This window comes from Nissabacter sp. SGAir0207, from assembly GCF_005491205.1.
Taxonomy (GTDB): Bacteria; Pseudomonadota; Gammaproteobacteria; order Enterobacterales; family Enterobacteriaceae; genus Chimaeribacter.
In genome coordinates this window covers 2,509,675-2,525,816 of the sequence record NZ_CP028035.1, presented here as the reverse complement: position 1 = coordinate 2,525,816, position 16,142 = coordinate 2,509,675, and the positions used below count along the sequence as shown (strand labels likewise).

Annotated in this window: 16 protein-coding genes; 6 read left to right on the top strand and 10 right to left on the bottom strand. The window is 61.6% G+C overall.

Annotation, left to right across the window (positions count from 1 at the left end):
* The first annotated feature begins 12 nt into the window (after window positions 1-12).
* From galS to mglC, 4 genes are all read left to right on the top strand, one after another.
* Window positions 13-1,011 (top strand): HTH-type transcriptional regulator GalS, encoded by a 999-nt coding sequence (gene galS, locus C1N62_RS11155; RefSeq protein WP_137763698.1) that lies wholly within the window; start codon window positions 13-15, stop codon window positions 1,009-1,011.
* Between the two features lie 251 nt (window positions 1,012-1,262).
* The gene (gene mglB, locus C1N62_RS11150; protein ID WP_137763697.1) at window positions 1,263-2,261 is read left to right on the top strand and encodes a galactose/glucose ABC transporter substrate-binding protein MglB; all 999 of its coding nucleotides are present in this window, start codon (window positions 1,263-1,265) and stop codon (window positions 2,259-2,261) included.
* Between the two features lie 176 nt (window positions 2,262-2,437).
* Window positions 2,438-3,958 carry a galactose/methyl galactoside ABC transporter ATP-binding protein MglA gene (gene mglA / locus C1N62_RS11145; RefSeq protein WP_137763696.1) on the top strand — a complete coding sequence of 507 codons (1,521 nt, stop codon included), beginning with the start codon at window positions 2,438-2,440 and terminating at the stop codon, window positions 3,956-3,958.
* 20 nt (window positions 3,959-3,978) lie between these two features.
* A complete protein-coding gene (gene mglC / locus C1N62_RS11140) occupies window positions 3,979-4,989 on the top strand; it encodes a galactose/methyl galactoside ABC transporter permease MglC (RefSeq protein ID WP_137763695.1) in 1,011 nt (336 codons plus the stop codon).
* Between the two features lie 39 nt (window positions 4,990-5,028).
* Here the strand turns inward: mglC and sanA are convergent, their stop codons facing one another.
* The 9 genes from sanA to C1N62_RS11095 all read right to left on the bottom strand — a co-directional run bounded on the left by sanA (window position 5,029) and on the right by C1N62_RS11095 (window position 13,742).
* Window positions 5,029-5,925, bottom strand: coding sequence for an outer membrane permeability protein SanA (sanA, locus tag C1N62_RS11135; protein WP_137763694.1), 897 nt, complete (start codon window positions 5,923-5,925; stop codon window positions 5,029-5,031).
* 175 nt (window positions 5,926-6,100) lie between these two features.
* Window positions 6,101-7,798, bottom strand: coding sequence for an NAD-dependent malic enzyme (locus C1N62_RS11130; protein ID WP_137763693.1), 1,698 nt, complete (start codon window positions 7,796-7,798; stop codon window positions 6,101-6,103).
* A 204-nt stretch (window positions 7,799-8,002) separates the two neighbouring features.
* Window positions 8,003-8,884 carry a cytidine deaminase gene (gene cdd / locus C1N62_RS11125; RefSeq protein ID WP_137763692.1) on the bottom strand — a complete coding sequence of 294 codons (882 nt, stop codon included), beginning with the start codon at window positions 8,882-8,884 and terminating at the stop codon, window positions 8,003-8,005.
* Window positions 8,885-9,070: 186 nt separating this feature from the next.
* Entirely contained in the window at window positions 9,071-9,802 is a 732-nt protein-coding gene (locus C1N62_RS11120; protein WP_137763691.1) for an arginine ABC transporter substrate-binding protein, read from the bottom strand.
* 217 nt (window positions 9,803-10,019) lie between these two features.
* A complete protein-coding gene (artM, locus tag C1N62_RS11115) occupies window positions 10,020-10,688 on the bottom strand; it encodes an arginine ABC transporter permease ArtM (protein ID WP_137763690.1) in 669 nt (222 codons plus the stop codon).
* A complete protein-coding gene (artQ, locus tag C1N62_RS11110; RefSeq protein WP_137763689.1) occupies window positions 10,688-11,404 on the bottom strand; it encodes an arginine ABC transporter permease ArtQ in 717 nt (238 codons plus the stop codon). The genes artM and artQ overlap by 1 nt, the downstream gene beginning before the upstream one ends.
* Window positions 11,405-11,410: 6 nt before the next feature.
* A complete protein-coding gene (gene artJ, locus C1N62_RS11105; protein WP_137763688.1) occupies window positions 11,411-12,142 on the bottom strand; it encodes an arginine ABC transporter substrate-binding protein in 732 nt (243 codons plus the stop codon).
* Between the two features lie 18 nt (window positions 12,143-12,160).
* A complete protein-coding gene (gene artP / locus C1N62_RS11100) occupies window positions 12,161-12,889 on the bottom strand; it encodes an arginine ABC transporter ATP-binding protein ArtP (protein ID WP_137763687.1) in 729 nt (242 codons plus the stop codon).
* Between the two features lie 265 nt (window positions 12,890-13,154).
* The gene (locus C1N62_RS11095) at window positions 13,155-13,742 is read right to left on the bottom strand and encodes a lipoprotein (RefSeq protein ID WP_137763686.1); all 588 of its coding nucleotides are present in this window, start codon (window positions 13,740-13,742) and stop codon (window positions 13,155-13,157) included.
* A gap of 124 nt (window positions 13,743-13,866) precedes the next feature.
* On the opposite strand from C1N62_RS11095, the gene C1N62_RS11090 reads away from it, so the two are divergent.
* Both C1N62_RS11090 and C1N62_RS11085 read left to right on the top strand, forming a co-directional pair.
* Complete coding sequence (locus C1N62_RS11090; protein WP_137763685.1) at window positions 13,867-14,190, top strand: heavy metal-binding domain-containing protein; 324 nt, start codon at window positions 13,867-13,869, stop codon at window positions 14,188-14,190.
* A gap of 2 nt (window positions 14,191-14,192) precedes the next feature.
* Complete coding sequence (locus tag C1N62_RS11085) at window positions 14,193-15,029, top strand: N-acetylmuramoyl-L-alanine amidase (protein ID WP_137763684.1); 837 nt, start codon at window positions 14,193-14,195, stop codon at window positions 15,027-15,029.
* On the opposite strand, the gene C1N62_RS11080 is transcribed toward C1N62_RS11085, so the two are convergent.
* Window positions 15,026-16,045, bottom strand: a complete 1,020-nt coding sequence (locus tag C1N62_RS11080) for an NAD(P)-dependent oxidoreductase (protein ID WP_137763683.1) — start codon at window positions 16,043-16,045, stop codon at window positions 15,026-15,028. The two genes, C1N62_RS11085 and C1N62_RS11080, sit on opposite strands and share 4 nt — an antisense overlap.
* Window positions 16,046-16,142: the final 97 nt, after the last annotated feature.

The window sequence follows — 16,142 nt, the reverse complement described above, 5'->3', positions numbered from 1 at the left end:
CGGGAGGCCGCAATGATCACCATCCGTGATGTGGCGCGCCGCGCTGGCGTCTCGGTGGCGACGGTCTCCCGCGTGCTGAACAACTCGGCCATCGCCAGCAAAGAGACGCGCGAACTGGTGCTGAAGGCAGCGACCGAGCTGGGCTACCGGCCGAATGCCAATGCGCAGGCGCTGGCGACCCAATCCAGCGACACCATTGGCGTGGTGGTGATGGATGTCTCCGATCCCTTTTTCGGCGCGCTGGTCAAGGCGGTGGATACCGTTGCCCAGCTGCACCACAAATATGTGCTGATCGGCAACAGCTACCATCAGGCGGAGAAGGAGCGCCACGCGATTGAGGTGCTGATCCGCCAGCGCTGCAACGCCCTGATTGTCCATGCCAAGGCGCTGGATGATCGCGAGCTGATCGCCTTTCTGGAGCAGGTGCCGGGCATGGTGCTGGTCAACCGGATCATCGCGGGCTATGAGCACCGCTGCGTTGGGCTGGACAACGTCAGCGGCGCGCTGATGGCGACCCGGCTGCTGCTCAGCCACAATCACCGGCGCATCGGCTATATCGGCTCCAACCACCCGATTGAGGATGACGTGCAGCGCCGCGAGGGCTACCGGCGCGCGATGGCGGAGGTGGGGCTGGCGACGCCCGAGGCGTGGTACGCCGCCGGCCCGCCGGATTTGCAGGGCGGCGAGGCAGCGATGGTGGAATTGCTGGGGCGCAACCAGCAACTGACGGCGATTTTCGCCTACAACGACGCGATGGCCGCCGGGGCGCTGGCAGTGCTGAAAGAAAACGGTATCAGTGTGCCGCAGGGCTGCTCGCTGGTGGGGTTTGATGACATCCCGATCGCCCGTTACACCAGCCCGAAGCTGACCACGGTACGTTATCCCATCATGTCGATGGCCACTTTAGCGACCGAACTGGCGCTGAAAGGGGCGGCTAACCGGCTGGAGAGCGGTGTAACTCACTGTTTTATGCCGACGCTGGTGCGCCGCCACTCGGTGGCGCTGCGCTGAAATGCGGAAACGGTCACGAAGTGTCATGATTGCCTTGTGTAACCGCTTTCAAATTGTGAACGCATTCACAGTTAATTAACAATACAGCGATTATGATGCAAACGTTTTCTGTCAGGATGTGTCAACACGTTTACAAATAGTCACACCCTGGCAATTTCCCGCCGCGCCGCCACCGGCTACACCACACACAGCGTGCGCGGGGGACAGAGCGGCAACCCCTGGTTCTACCCTACATAAACCGGAGACGACAAATGAATAAGAAGGTCTTTACCCTGGCCGCAGTGGCCGCCAGCATGCTGTTCGGCGCAGCGGCACACGCGGACACCCGCATCGGCGTCACCATCTACAAATACGATGACAACTTCATGTCGGTGGTGCGCAAGGCGATTGAGAAGGAAGCCAAATCCTCTTCGGATATCGAACTGCTGATGAATGACTCGCAGAACGACCAGTCCAAACAGAATGACCAGATCGACGTGTTGCTGGCGAAGGGCGTCAAGGCGCTGGCCATCAACCTGGTAGACCCGGCTGCCGCGCCAGTGGTGATTGACAAGGCTCGCGGCAATGACGTGCCAGTGGTGTTCTACAACAAAGAGCCGAGCCGCAAGGCGCTCGACAGCTATGACAAAGCCTACTACGTCGGCACCGACTCCAAGGAGTCCGGCATCATTCAGGGCGAGCTGATCGCCAAGCACTGGAAAGCCAACCCCGCCTGGGATCTGAACAAAGATGGCACCGTGCAGTTCGTGCTGCTGAAGGGCGAGCCGGGCCACCCGGATGCCGAGGCGCGCACCAAGTACGTCATCGACACCCTGAATGGCAAAGAGGGCCTGAAGACCCAGCAGCTGCAACTTGATACCGCGATGTGGGACACCGCACAGGCCAAAGACAAGATGGACGCCTGGCTCTCCGGCCCGAACGCCGACAAGATTGAGGTGGTGATCGCCAACAACGATGCGATGGCCATGGGCGCGGTGGAAGCGCTGAAAGCCCACAACAAGACAAAGATCCCGGTCTTCGGCGTGGATGCGCTGCCGGAGGCCCTGGCGCTGGTGAAATCAGGCGCGATGGCGGGAACCGTGTTGAATGACGCCAACAACCAGGCGAAAGCCACCTTCCAGCTTGCGAAGAATCTGTCCGAGGGTAAAGCCGCGGCAGAGGGCACCAACTGGAAAATTGAAAATAAAATCGTACGTGTCCCTTACGTCGGTGTAGACCAGGATAACCTGGCGCAATTTATCGGTAAGTAACCCCCGTTTAGTCTAACGGTGCAGTAAGCAATACCCCGCCGCGGGTCAGGATGGCCAGCGGCGTCCGCCACCTCAGGTTGTCGCTGGGCAGGCAGGTGGTCACCGGTTCGTCCGGCCCGCCGCATGCGCCCAGGATACCCCGAACAGCAGACTCCATCTTTTAGCCAGGTGTAACTATGGCCGATATCAGTACGGGACAGCCGCGCGAGTGGCTGTTGGAGATGACCAATATCTCGAAGTCATTTCCGGGCGTAAAGGCACTGGATAACGTTAATTTAAAAGTCCGCCCCCACTCCATTCACGCCCTGATGGGGGAGAATGGCGCAGGCAAGTCGACGTTATTGAAATGCCTGTTTGGTATTTACAGCAAAGATTCCGGCAGCATCCTTTTCCAGGGGAGAGAGGTTGATTTCAAAAGCTCCAAAGAGGCGCTGGAGCAGGGCGTGTCGATGGTGCATCAGGAGCTGAACCTGGTGCTGCAACGCACGGTGATGGACAACATGTGGCTGGGCCGCTACCCAACCAAGGGCATCTTCGTCGATCAGGACAAGATGTACAGCGACACCAAGGCAATCTTCGACGAACTGGACATCGACATCGACCCCCGGGAGAAGGTGGCGAAACTGTCGGTGTCGCAGATGCAGATGATCGAGATCGCCAAGGCGTTCTCCTATGACGCCAAAATCGTCATCATGGATGAGCCAACCTCCTCGCTGACTGAAAAAGAGGTCAACCACCTCTTTACCATCATCCGCAAGCTGAAAGAGCGTGGCTGCGGCATCGTCTACATCTCGCACAAGATGGAGGAGATCTTCCAGCTGTGTGACGAGATCACCATCCTGCGCGACGGCCAGTGGATTGAGACCCGGCCGCTGGAGGGGATGACGATGGACCATATCATCGCCAAGATGGTCGGGCGCTCCCTCAGCCAGCGCTTCCCTGACCGGCAGAACACGCCGGGCGAAGTCATTCTGGAGGTGAAAAACCTCACCTCGCTGCGCCAGCCCTCGATCCGGGACGTCTCCTTTGACCTGCATAAAGGGGAGATCCTTGGCATCGCCGGGCTGGTGGGCGCCAAGCGCACCGACATCGTCGAGACGCTGTTTGGCATCCGCGAGAAGGTGAGTGGCACCATCAAGCTGCATGGCAAGGCGATCAACAACCACAGCGCCAACGAGGCGATCAACCACGGTTTCGCGCTGGTTACCGAGGAGCGCCGCTCCACCGGCATCTACGCCTACCTGGATATCGGCTTCAACTCGCTCATCTCCAACATCCGCAACTACAAGAACAAACTGGGGCTGCTGGATAACCGGCGGATGAAGAGTGATACCCAGTGGGTGATTGACTCAATGCGGGTGAAAACGCCGGGCCACCACACCCACATTGGCTCGCTCTCAGGCGGTAACCAGCAGAAGGTGATCATTGGTCGCTGGCTGCTGACCCAGCCGGAGATTTTGATGCTGGATGAGCCAACGCGCGGCATTGACGTCGGCGCCAAGTTTGAGATCTACCAACTGATTACCGAACTGGCGAAGAAGGAGAAGGGGATCATCATCATCTCCTCGGAAATGCCGGAGCTGCTCGGGATTACCGATCGCATTCTGGTGATGAGTAACGGGCAGGTCGCCGGTATCGTGAATACCAAAGAGACCTCGCAGAATGAAATATTACGTCTTGCCTCCTTGCACCTCTAATCTTGTTGAAGGTTCTTATTATGACTGCATTAAATAAGAAAAGTATGCTCACTTATCTCAAAGAGGGCGGGATTTACGTTGTACTGCTGGTGCTGCTGGCGATCATTATTTTCCAGGACCCCACCTTCCTGAGCCTGATGAACCTGAGTAACATCCTGACCCAATCCTCGGTGCGCATCATCATCGCGCTGGGCGTGGCGGGGCTGATTGTGACGCAGGGCACTGACCTGTCAGCGGGCCGCCAGGTCGGGCTGGCGGCGGTGGTGGCGGCCACCATGTTGCAGGCGATGGATAACGTCAACAAGGTGTTCCCGGACATCCAGACCGTGCCGATCCCGCTGGTGATCCTGACGGTGTGCGTGATTGGCGCGCTGATTGGCCTGCTGAACGGCATCATCATCGCCTACCTGAACGTGACGCCGTTTATCACCACCCTCGGCACCATGATCATCGTTTACGGCATCAACTCGCTCTACTACGACTTTGTCGGCGCGTCCCCGATTGCTGGCTTTGACAGTGGCTTCTCCTCCTTTGCGCAGGGCTTTATCCGCCTCGGCGGCTTCAAGCTCTCCTACATCACCTTCTATGCGATCATCGCCATCGTGTTTGTCTGGGTGCTGTGGAACAAGACCCGCTTTGGCAAGAACATCTTCGCCATCGGCGGCAACCCTGAGGCGGCCAAGGTCTCCGGCGTCAACGTGCCGCTGAACCTGATCATGATCTATGCCCTCTCCGGCGTCTTCTACGCCTTTGGCGGGCTGCTGGAGGCGGGCCGCATCGGCAGTGCCACCAACAACCTCGGCTTCATGTATGAGCTGGACGCCATCGCAGCCTGCGTGGTCGGCGGCGTCTCCTTCGCCGGCGGCGTGGGCACCGTGGCCGGGGTAGTGACCGGGGTGATCATCTTCACCGTCATCAACTACGGCCTGACCTACATCGGTGTGAACCCTTACTGGCAGTACATCATCAAGGGCGGCATCATCATCTTCGCGGTGGCGCTGGACTCCCTGAAGTACGCCAAGAAGAAGTAAGCCAAAAGCCAAAAAAAGGCGCCGTCAGGGCGCCTTTTTTTATGGTTGCGGCTGGGTGGCCGGCGGGGGAAGCAGGTGGCCGGGGTGGGGCGGCGCCTCTGGCGCAGCGGGTTGGCTCGCGGCCTCCTGCTGCTGGCGCAACCGCTCCGCCTGCTCCTCTTCATGCTGCTGGCGCGCGCGGGCCAGCGCCTCCTGTTTCTCCTGCTCCTGTTGGCGCTCGCGCGCCAGACGCTGTTGCAGCTCCAGCAGTTGCTCCGGCGTGACGGCCGGGTAGCCCTGCGCGTCCGCTGGCACCGGGTGCACCGCCGGGATCGGGATCAGCGGCCCGAGGAAGCGCGGCTCGCGCTTGAGCAGATAGAGGTCAGTCAGCGCACCGAGGCGCGCGGCAATCTCACGCACCCGCACTGTCAGCATATCCTTGGGCGAGGGCACGGCGTAACACTGCGCCTGAATGCCCATGTGCAGGGCGATGAACAGCGCCCGCTCGCAGTGGAAGCGCTGGGTGATGACGATAAAGTCATTGGTGTCGAACACCTTGCGAGTGCGCACGATGGAGTCGAGGGTGCGGAAGCCAGCGTAGTCGAGCACGATGTCGCTGGCCGGGATGCCAGCGGCGATCAGGTCGCGGCGCATGGTCATCGGCTCATTGTAGCTCTGGAGCGCATTGTCGCCGCTCAGCAGCAGGTACTTCACCTTGCCGCTGTTGTAGGCGTTGATCGCCCCCTGGATGCGGTAGAGGTAGTACTGGTTGATCACACCGGTGCGGTAGTACTTGGCGGTACCGAGCACCACGCCCACCTGGCGGTGCGGAAGGGTGCGCACATCCTCATAGATGTAGGCGGTGGTTTTCCAGCTCATCCAGCGATCGAGCGCAATAGCCGCCGCGCCGATCGCGAACACGATAAGCAGTAAGCTGGCTATCAGGCGTTTCCACATGGTTCAGGCCCTACGGGATGAGATTTGCTTGGGGTTCCAAGGCTACTTTACCTGTTTGCGCGACGCAAGGTATGCCGGGTTTGTGCGGCGGTTTCGCTGTATTTTTCATCAGCTTGTGGGGAAAGCCAATAAAAAGGCAAGGGCGGGCGCCCTTGCCAGATGCGCGAAGCCCCGCTTAGAACGAGGTGCGCTTGTAGTTGCGGTACTTCGGTTGCCAGAAGTTGTGCTCAATTGCCGTGGAGAGCGCATCCTCAGAGGTCACAGGCGCCACGCCATGCAACTGCGCGGCCTTGCCCACTTCCATCGCGATGACGCGCGACACGCCCTGAATGTCATTGACGTCCGGCAGCAGCGAGCCGTGGCCCTCGGTCGCCAGCGGCGAGCAGTCGGCCAGCGCGCGGCTGGCGGCCATCAGCATGTTGTCGGTGACGCGGGTGGCACCTGCCGCCAGCACGCCAAGGCCGATGCCGGGGAAGATGTAGGAGTTGTTGCACTGGGCAATCGGGAACACCTGATCCTTGTAGTGCACCGGGGCGAACGGGCTACCGGTGGCAACCAGCGCCGCGCCGTCGGTCCAGCTGATGATGTCCTCCGGGCGGGCCTCAACGCGTGAGGTCGGGTTGGAGAGCGGCATCACGATTGGGCGCGGGCAGTGGCGGTGCATCTCACGGATAATCTCCTCCGTGAACAGCCCCGGCTGGCCGGAGACGCCAATCAGGATGGTCGGCTTGGCGTTGCGCACCACGTCCATCAGCGAGATGGCGTCATTGCTGACGTCCCAGCCAGCCAGATTGTCGCTCTTCTGGATCAGCTTGGCCTGGAACTCCAGCAGGTTTGGCAGTTTGTCGGTCAGCAGGCCATAGCGATCCACCATGAACACTTTGGCGCGTGCCTCCTCTTCGCTCAGCCCTTCGGACTTCATCTGGGCGATGATCTGCTCGGCGATGCCACAGCCAGCAGAACCGGCACCCAGGAAGGCCACGGTCTGGTCGCGCAGGCGGCAACCGGCGGCGCGACTGGCGGCGATCAGGCTGCCGAGGGTCACGGCGGCGGTGCCCTGAATGTCATCGTTGAAGCAGCAGATCTCATCGCGGTAGCGGTTGAGCAGCGGGGTGGCGTTGGCCTGTGCGAAGTCCTCAAACTGCAACAGCACTTTCGGCCAGCGGCGTTTGATCGCCTGAATAAACAGCTCCACGAACTCGGCGTACTCTTCGCCGGTGATACGCGGGTGACGCCAGCCCATGTAGAGCGGGTCGTTCAGGCGCTGCGGGTTGTTGGTGCCGACGTCCAGCACTACCGGCAGGGTGTAGGCCGGGCTGATGCCGCCACAGGCGGTGTAGAGTGACAGCTTGCCAATCGGGATGCCCATGCCGCCGATGCCCTGATCGCCAAGGCCGAGGATGCGCTCGCCGTCCGTCACCACGATCACCTTCACGTTCTGTTTGGTGGCGTTTTGCAGGATGTCGTCGATGCGGTCGCGGTTGGCGTAGGAGATGAAGATGCCACGCGCGCGGCGGTAGATATCGGAGAAGTGCTCACAGGCCAGACCCACGGTCGGCGTGTAGATGATCGGCATCATCTCGCTCAGGTGGTTATCCAGCAGGCGGTAGAACAGCGTCTCGTTGGTGTCCTGAATATTGCGCAGGTAGATGTGCTTGTCGATGTCGGTTTTGAAATCCTGGAACTGGCGCCAGGCGCGCTCCGCCTGCTCCTCAATGGTCTCCACCGCCTCGGGCAGCAGGCCGTGCAGGTTGAAGTGGGTGCGCTCATCGTCAGTAAAGGCGCTGCCTTTGTTCAGCAGCGGCGCTTCCAGCAGGATCGGGCCAGCATAGGGGATATAAAGGGGGCGTTTGCTCTCGTTTTCAAGTTCCATTGATCTACTCTTGGCGGTCTTAGAGAAAAGGTTGCGCGCTGATCCTAAAAGATAACGCCAATATGTACAGCAATTGTTATCAATGTATGACAAAAATCGTGCGGTCAGTGACCTAACTTACCGATTTTGATGCATTTTCGCGGAGGGCGGGAGTGGTCAAACCATTGGGCCGGGCAGGGCGCCCGGCCGGGGAGAGGGGCAATGTTAGACCGCGATCACGGTCAGGTCATCACAGCCGAGGGCCGCCAGCGTGGCGCGGGTGGCATCAACCTGTGACAGCAGCGCCGACTCACGCTCAATCAGCACCGCACGGCGCAGGGTGGCGTGGTCACTGCCCGCCAGGTTCATCAGGTTCAGCGCGGCCTGCAACGGCGGCAGGCTGGGGTTGAACGCGGCGTTTTCGGCGTAGCGGCCGGGGAAGATTTTGCCCTCCGCATCCTCCAGCGCGATGCCGCAGTGGGCATGGCTGTAGGGGGCGTGGCTCTGGTTCATTGCCGCCAGCGCATACTTGGTCAGCGCATCACCCTCCGCCTGATAGCCGTGGTCTACTTGATCCATCAGCAAGGTAGTGATGGCCAGATCGCGCGGGCCAAAGGCATCCGGCAGGTAGTGGCCAAGGGAGGCCACTTCACGGCCCGGCAGATGGACGGCCAGTTGCACGCCGCTATTCAGCTCATTCATAAACTGGCGGCAGTGGCCGCACGGCGTGTAGTTGACGGTGATCGCCTCCAGCTGGCGCTCGTTGCGCAGCCAGGCGTGGGTCACCGCCGATTGCTCCGCGTGCACGGTCTGTTGCAGCGGCGCACCGATGAACTCCATATTGGCACCGAAGTACCAGTTGCCACTGATGCCACGGGCGATGGCCCCTACCTGAAAGTGGGAGACCGGTGCCAGAGAGCAGGCTGCCGCCAGCGGCAGCAGGGCGAACGCCAGCGCGTCGGCGGAGAGGCCGCTCTCCTGTTGCAGTCGGGTAACCTCTGCTGCCGTGAAAAAGGCGGGGAAATCATTATGGCGCAGCAGCGGCTCCAGCGCCGTGGCCAGTTCCATTGAGAGCGCGGAAAACGCGGTATGAAATCGTGCGTGCATCGGTCCTTCCATCTTATGGCAACATTCGGGCAGCCAGTGTAGGGGGACGCAATGGATTGCAGTGTGACGAGCATCACATTTCTGGTGAAATTCATGCAAATGACATGGGAAAGTGAGCGAAGTCACGCAATCTGGCGCGGAAAAATCAGGCGGGAAAATGTCCCCCGCCGGAGCGGGGGAGCGGGATCACTGTGGGAACCACTTGTCGTTGATCGCCTTGTAGGTGCCGTTGGCCTTGATCGCCTCCAGCGCGCCATTCAGTTTCGCCAGCAGCGCCTGATTGTCCGGGCGCACCGCGATGCCGAGGCCGGTGCCGAAGTATTGCGCATCGGTCACGTGCTCGCCTACCGGAGCCAGATTCGGGTTGCTCTTCAGCCACTCGTTGACCACCGCGGTGTCACCGAATACCCCATCCAGACGGCCATTTTTCAGGTCAAGGATGGCGTTCTGGTAGCTGTCATAGGCAACGGTGGTGATCTCCGGGTGCTTCTCTTGCAGGTACTTCTGGTGGGTGGTGCCGTTCTCCATGCCGACGCGCTTGCCCTTCAGGTCAGCCAGCGTCTGGAACTTGCCCTTCTGGGCGATCACGATGGCCGAGTTGGCGTAGTAGGGCTGGGTGAAGGCCACCTGCTTCTGGCGCTCTGGGGTGATGTCCATGCCAGAGATCACGGCGTCAAAACGCTTGAATTTCAGCGCCGGGATCAGGCTGTCAAAGGCCTGATTGGTGAAGGTGCAGTTGGCCTGAAGCTGTTTGCAGAGTGCGTTCGCCAAATCAATGTCAAAGCCAACCATCTGATTGCTGGCGTCCAGCGACTCAAACGGCGGGTAGGTGGCGGAAGCCGCGAAGCGGATGGTGTCAGCCGCGCTGGCAGTAAACGCGATGCCAGAGAGCAGGGCGGCGAGCAGCAATTTTTTCATGGTGATACTCCAGATTATTGTTGTGGTCCCCTGCGCCGGCCGGGATGGCCTGCGGAACGGGCAGCACTGTACGGCGGCCGGGACAGGTCACTACGCTGACATTATTTGAATTTATATGCAATAAAATTGCTTAAAAAATTAAATGAGTGGGTGAGTTTTAATCAGGCGGGCAGGATGGCGGGCAAAAAAAGGGGCGGCCAATGCCGCCCCTGGGGGGTCAGTTGCGCTGTTCAAAGCGCAGCGCGCGGCGCTCGATCAGCCGCATCAACAGCGTCAGCAGGCCATTGACGCACAGGTAAACCAGCCCGGCCGCGCCAAACACCATCACATCGTAGGTGCGGCCATACAGCAGCTGGCTGTGGCCCATCACCTCCATCAGGGTGATGGTGTAGGCCAGCGAGGTGCTCTTGAACACCAGCACCACCTCATTCGAGTAGGAGGAGAGGGCGCGCTTGAAGGCGAACGGCAGCAGGATGCGCAGCGACTGCATCTTCGACATGCCGAGCGCCTCGCAGGATTGCCACTGGCCGGCGGGGATGGCGCGCAGCGCGCCGTGGAACAGCAGCGTGGTGTAGGCCGCGCTGTTGAGCGACAGCGCCAGCACCGCGCAGAGCCACGGCTGCGACAGCAGGTTCCACAGCCACGGATAGTGCTGGATAGCAGGGAACTGGCCGGGGCCGTAGTAGATCAAAAAGATCTGCACCAGCAGCGGCGTGCCGGTGAACAGCGTGATGTAACCGCGCACCAGCTGGCTGATAACCGGCGTGCGCAGCGCCAATATCAGGGTGAACAGCAGCGACAGCACCAGCGCCGCCAGCAGCGAGGCGACCGTCAGCGTCAGGCTGGTGTGCAACCCCTTCAGGATCTCAGGTAAGTACTCCAGCATCAGTGCGGCCTCTGCTCAAAACGGGTGGTGCGCTGCTCAATGCGCCGTAGCACAGCCTGGCTGAACAGCGTTACCAGCAGGTAGATCATGGCGGCGATCAGATACCAGTTAAACGGCTCCTGGGTGCGGGTGGCGATGCTTTTGGTTTGCAGCATCAGGTCATTGACGCTGATCAGCGACACCAGCGCGGTATCTTTCAGCAGCACCAACCACTGGTTGCCAAGGCCGGGCAGCGCATGGCGCCACATCTGCGGCATCACCAGCCTGAAGAAGATGGCGGCCTTGCTCATCCCCAGCGCCTGCCCGGATTCGCGCTGGCCATGTGGCACCGCTTTCAGCGCGCCGCGCAACGTCTGCGAGGCGTAGGCGGAGTAGAGCAGTGCCAGCGCCACCACACCGCACAGGAACGGGCTGACCTCAAAGTTCTCAATGTTGAGCTGCACCGGCAACTGGAACAGGTAGAAGTTGAGGGTAAAGCCGTCCGCCAGCAGCATCAGCACCTGGGAGGAGCCAAAGTAGATGAACAGCACCACCAGAATCTCCGGCAGGCCGCGCAGCAGCGTCACCAGCCCGGTGCCGAGCCAGGCTACCGGCCGCCAGCGCGCCGACTCCCAGACAGCGAACAGCATCGCCAGTGCCAGACCGAGCACCAGCGAGCAGAGCGCCAGGCCGACGGTCATGCCGGCGGCGCTGAGTAGGGGTTGGAATTCACTCATCAGGAATTACTGCTGAAACCATTTCTGGTAGATGGTCTGGTAGGTGCCGTCCTGTTTCACCTTCGCCAGCGCGGCGTCCAGCTTGCCCAGCAGGTCGCTGTTCTGCTGGCGCACGGCGATGCCCAAGCCAGTGCCAAAGTAGGCGGCGTCCGTAACCTTGTCGCCCACGGCGGAGAGGTTCGGGTTCTGCTTCAGCCACTCATTCACTACCGCCGTGTCACCAAACACCGCATCCAGACGGCCATTTTTCAGGTCGAGGATGGCATTCTGGTAGCTGTCATACGGCACCGGGGTGATCTCCGGGTGCTTCTCGGTCAGGTACTTCTGGTGGGTGGAGCCATTCTGCATACCTACGCGTTTGCCCTTCAGCGCGGCGAGGTCAGCGAACTTGCCCTTCTGCGCGACGAACAATGCAGAGTTATCATAGTAGGGCTTGGTAAAGGCCACCTGCTTCAGGCGTTCCGGGGTGATGTCCATGCCCGAGATCACCGCGTCAAAGCGGCGGAACTTCAGGCTGGGGATCAGGCTGTCAAAGGCTTGGTTGGTGAAGGTGCAGTTGGCCTGCATCTCTTTGCACAGCGCCTTGGCGAGATCGATGTCGAAGCCCTGGATCGTGTTGCCAGCGTCCACAAATTCAAACGGAGGGTAGGAGGCTTCCGTGGCAAAGCGGATGTTCTCGGCGGCGGAGGCGGAGAGGCTGAGGCCAGCGAGCACCGCGGCAACGATATATTTTTTCATTATGAACTCCGAACCAACTTAATGGGAAAGATAACTTGCAAACGCATCGGTCTGCGGCTGTGTAAAGCGGCTGGCGTCGCCCTGTTCCACGATATGCCCATTCTCCATATAGACCACGCGGCTGGCGGTTTTGCGCGCCACCTCCACCTCATGGGTGACGATCACCTGGGTGATGCCGGTGCCGGCCAGCTCGCGGATGATGTCCACGACCTGGGCGGTGATGGCCGGGTCGAGGGCGGCGGTCGGTTCATCGAACAGCAGCACCTGTGGCTCCATCATCAGCGCACGGGCAATCGCCACGCGCTGCTGCTGGCCGCCCGAGAGGTGCAGCGGGAAGCGGTCGGCAAAGTCGGTGAGCCGCAGGCGATCCAGCAATTTCTTCGCTCGCGCGTGCGCCTCATCCTTGCCGAGGCCAAGTACCCGGCAGGGGGCTTCCATCAGGTTTTGCAGCACCGTCAGGTGCGGCCAGAGGTTGTATTGCTGGAACACCATGCCGACATTCTGGCGCAGGGCACGGATCGCCTTTTCGCCAGGGGGCTGGGCGAAATCGAAGCGATTGCCGGCAATCTGGAGCTGGCCGGAACGCGGCATCTCCAGCAGGTTCAGCACCCGCAACAGCGAGCTTTTGCCCGCGCCGCTCGGCCCGAGCAGCACCAGCGTCTCACCGGCCGGGCATGAGAGCGTGATGTCAGACAGCGCCTGATGGGCGCCGTAAAAGCAGTTGATGCCGTTAAGTTGAATACTCATGCGCAGAATTTGAATAGCAATTGATGCCGCAAATGTTAACTTCCACAGAATAGTTATGCAATCATTGTGCGTTAAAATTTATTAACCACCCTGAAAGCACGGGGCAGGCAGCACAAGATGCGGTGATGGCTCCGCGTCGGCGGGATTTGTCGCCCCGCTGCCATTTAGGATAGAGAATTTGCTTGTTTTGTGCGAATTGTGAACGCGATTTGCGCCCATCGCGCAAAATCAAGCGGTTATCCTGCTGGCAGCGGCGCGTGGGACGTTAGCGCCGCTCCAGTACCTGGCGCAGGGTGCCGCTGGAGGCGAACTCCCACGGCCCGAGGTAGCGGATGTCATCCACCGTCCAGCACTCCCCCTCGCGCACCATTAAAATCTCATCCTGCCACTGGGTGGCGCTCTCCGCGCCCGGCTTTTGGTTGACTAAATTGACGCGCAGCGGGATGTTGCGGGCGTCGCGGTTCGGGATGGTGGAGGCGTCAGCGACCGCCACCTGGGTCGGGCCATCAAACAGGCTGGAGAAGAGATCGCCATCGCCCACGCCCGGCTTCTCATTCGGCGTGGCGGCGACATCCACCCGCCGATCCTGGTAGGCGTGGCGCAGCGCCTCATACAGCGCCTGGCTCAAGTAGGGGCGGTAGGCGGCCAGCGTGGCGCTGTCTGGCACGCCGTTGCTGCGCTGCTGGATGCGAAAATCGTAGAACTGCTGGGCCACGGCATCTGGCCCGCCCGCCACGCAGGCGGTGGCGTGGCTGCCATTCTCATTGGCCTTGAAGGCCGGCTCAACGGGGGTGGTGCAGGCGCTCAGCAACAGTGCCAATGGCAGGACGGCGGCGATTACATTATTTTTCATCTCATTGCCCTATTGGAGTTTTCTACCTTGAAGACGTTAGCTTAGAGTATACGTCTGATTTCTGCCGTTGCAGGGTTTCTCGCCCGCGGCGGCACGCCATTCCCCCCCATAGAAGGAGAGCCTGATGCAATTCTCAACCACCCCCACCCTGGAAGGTTTTACCATCACCGACTACTGCGGCGTCGTGACTGGCGAGGCGATCCTGGGCGCGAACATCTTCCGCGACTTTTTTGCGGGCGTGCGTGACATCGTCGGCGGCCGCTCGGGCGCCTATGAGAAGGAGCTGCGCAAGGCGCGGCAGATCGCCTTCCGTGAACTGGAGGAGCAGGCCAAGGAGCTGGGCGCCAATGCCGTGGTGGGCATCGACATCGATTATGAGACGGTCGGCAAGGAGGGCAGCATGTTGATGGTCAGCGTGACCGGCACCGCCGTGAAGGTGGCGCGCTGAGCGTGCGGCGCGCGTGGCTGCTGGCGGCGGCGCTGCTGCTCACCGCCTGCCAGAGTGCGCCACCGGCCGGGCTGGAGGCGCGTGGCAACCTGTGGGTGAACCACGCCCACCCGGTGCAGGGGCAGGAGCCGCGCATCCGCTTTCTGGTGATCCACTACACTGCCGATGACTTCCCGACCTCGCTGGCGACCCTGACCGAGGAGCATGTCAGCGCCCACTACCTGATCCCGGCCACGCCGCCGCAAGCCAGCGGCAAGCCGGTGGTGTGGCAGCTGGTGCCGGAGTCGCAGCGCGCCTGGCACGCGGGCGCGAGCGGCTGGCGCGGGCGCACCAACCTTAACGACACCTCGATCGGCATTGAGCTGGAGAACCCCGGCTTCCGGCGCACGCTGCTGGGCCGTCGCTGGTACGCCTTCCCGCCGGGGCAGGTGGCGACGCTGGCGGAACTGGCTGGCCAGATTGTGCGCCGTTATGGCATCGCGCCGCAGAACGTGGTCGGCCATGCGGACATCGCGCCGCTGCGCAAGCCCGACCCCGGCCCGCGCTTCCCGTGGCAGGCGCTGGCGGCACAGGGCATCGGGGCCTGGCCAGATCCGGCGCGCGTCACCTTTTGGCTGGCAGGGCGCGACCCGCGCCAACCGGTAGCGGAGGCCGCGTTGCTGGCGCGGCTGGCGGCCTATGGTTACCCGGTCACACCGGGAATGGATGCGCAGGCGCGGCGACAGGTGATTGCCGCCTTCCAGATGCACTTCCGCCCGGCGGAGTACAGCGGGCAGGCGGACGCGGAGAGTGAGGCGATAGTGCGGGCCTTGCTGGAGCAGTACCCGCCGCGTGGCTAGCTGACGGCGTTCAGGCCACGCAGTTTGCCGTGGTCACGCAGCCAGTGGGCGGTGCGCAGGATGCCCTCATCCAGCGACACCAGTGGGCGGTAACCCAACTCCTCCTGGGCGCGGTGTGTGTCCAGCGTCAGGTCAAAGTTGAGCTTGGCGACGCTGTAGTGGGTCAGCGCTGGCTCCTTGTTGGAGCTGGCGTTGAGACGCTCCATGCCGCGCGCCAGCACATCCAGCAGGGTGTAGGGCACCGAGCGGATGCGGCACGGCATCCCCAGACACTCCATCAGGTGGCGCACCAGCGTGCGCAGCGGGCGCGCCTGCTGGTTGGTGATGTTATAGGCGCGGCCAGAGGCGGTGCGGCTGTTTTCGGTCGCCAGCCACATGGCGTGCACGACGTTCTCGACATAGGTCATGTCCACCAGCGCGTCGCCGCCACGCGGCAGCAGCAGCGAGCCGTGGCGGATCATCTGCAACAGGCGCGGCAGCAGCACATTGTCATGCGCGCCGAACATCCCTTGCGGGCGCAGGATGGTGAAGTGGGTCTGCGGGTTGGCGAGCGCCAGTTGCTGGATCACTTCCTCGGCCGCCGCCTTGCTGCGCGCGAAGGCGTTGGCGAAGCGCTGCGGCCGGAAATCCTCATGGATATCGCGGTGGTGGCGAAAATCGAAATAGATCGCTGGCGACGAGATGTGGACGAAATTGCGCACGCCATAGGCGGCGGCCCACTCACCGAGGCGGCGCGTGGCGCGCACGTTGGCCAGCTCAAAGGTCTCTTCGGCACCCCACGGCGCGGAGAAGCCGGAGCAGTGCCACAACGTCTCCACCTCGGTCAGCATGGCGCGCGCCTGCGAGGAGACCAGATTGGTGAGGTCAGTGTGGATAAACTGCGCCCCGGACTTGGCCAACAGCGCGCCGATGGCCGGGTTGCTCCCCGCCGCCCTGACCTTTATCCCGCGCTGTTGCAGAGAGTCGACTGCATTCCTGCCCAGTCCGCTGGTTGCCCCGGTAACCAAAAACGTCATAAATCCATCCACCAAACCCGTGCTGCGTAGGGGCGACAGCCGCCACTGCAAATAGGGTGCCATTCTTTCGTGAAAATGTGCGGCAGGCAATCCCCCA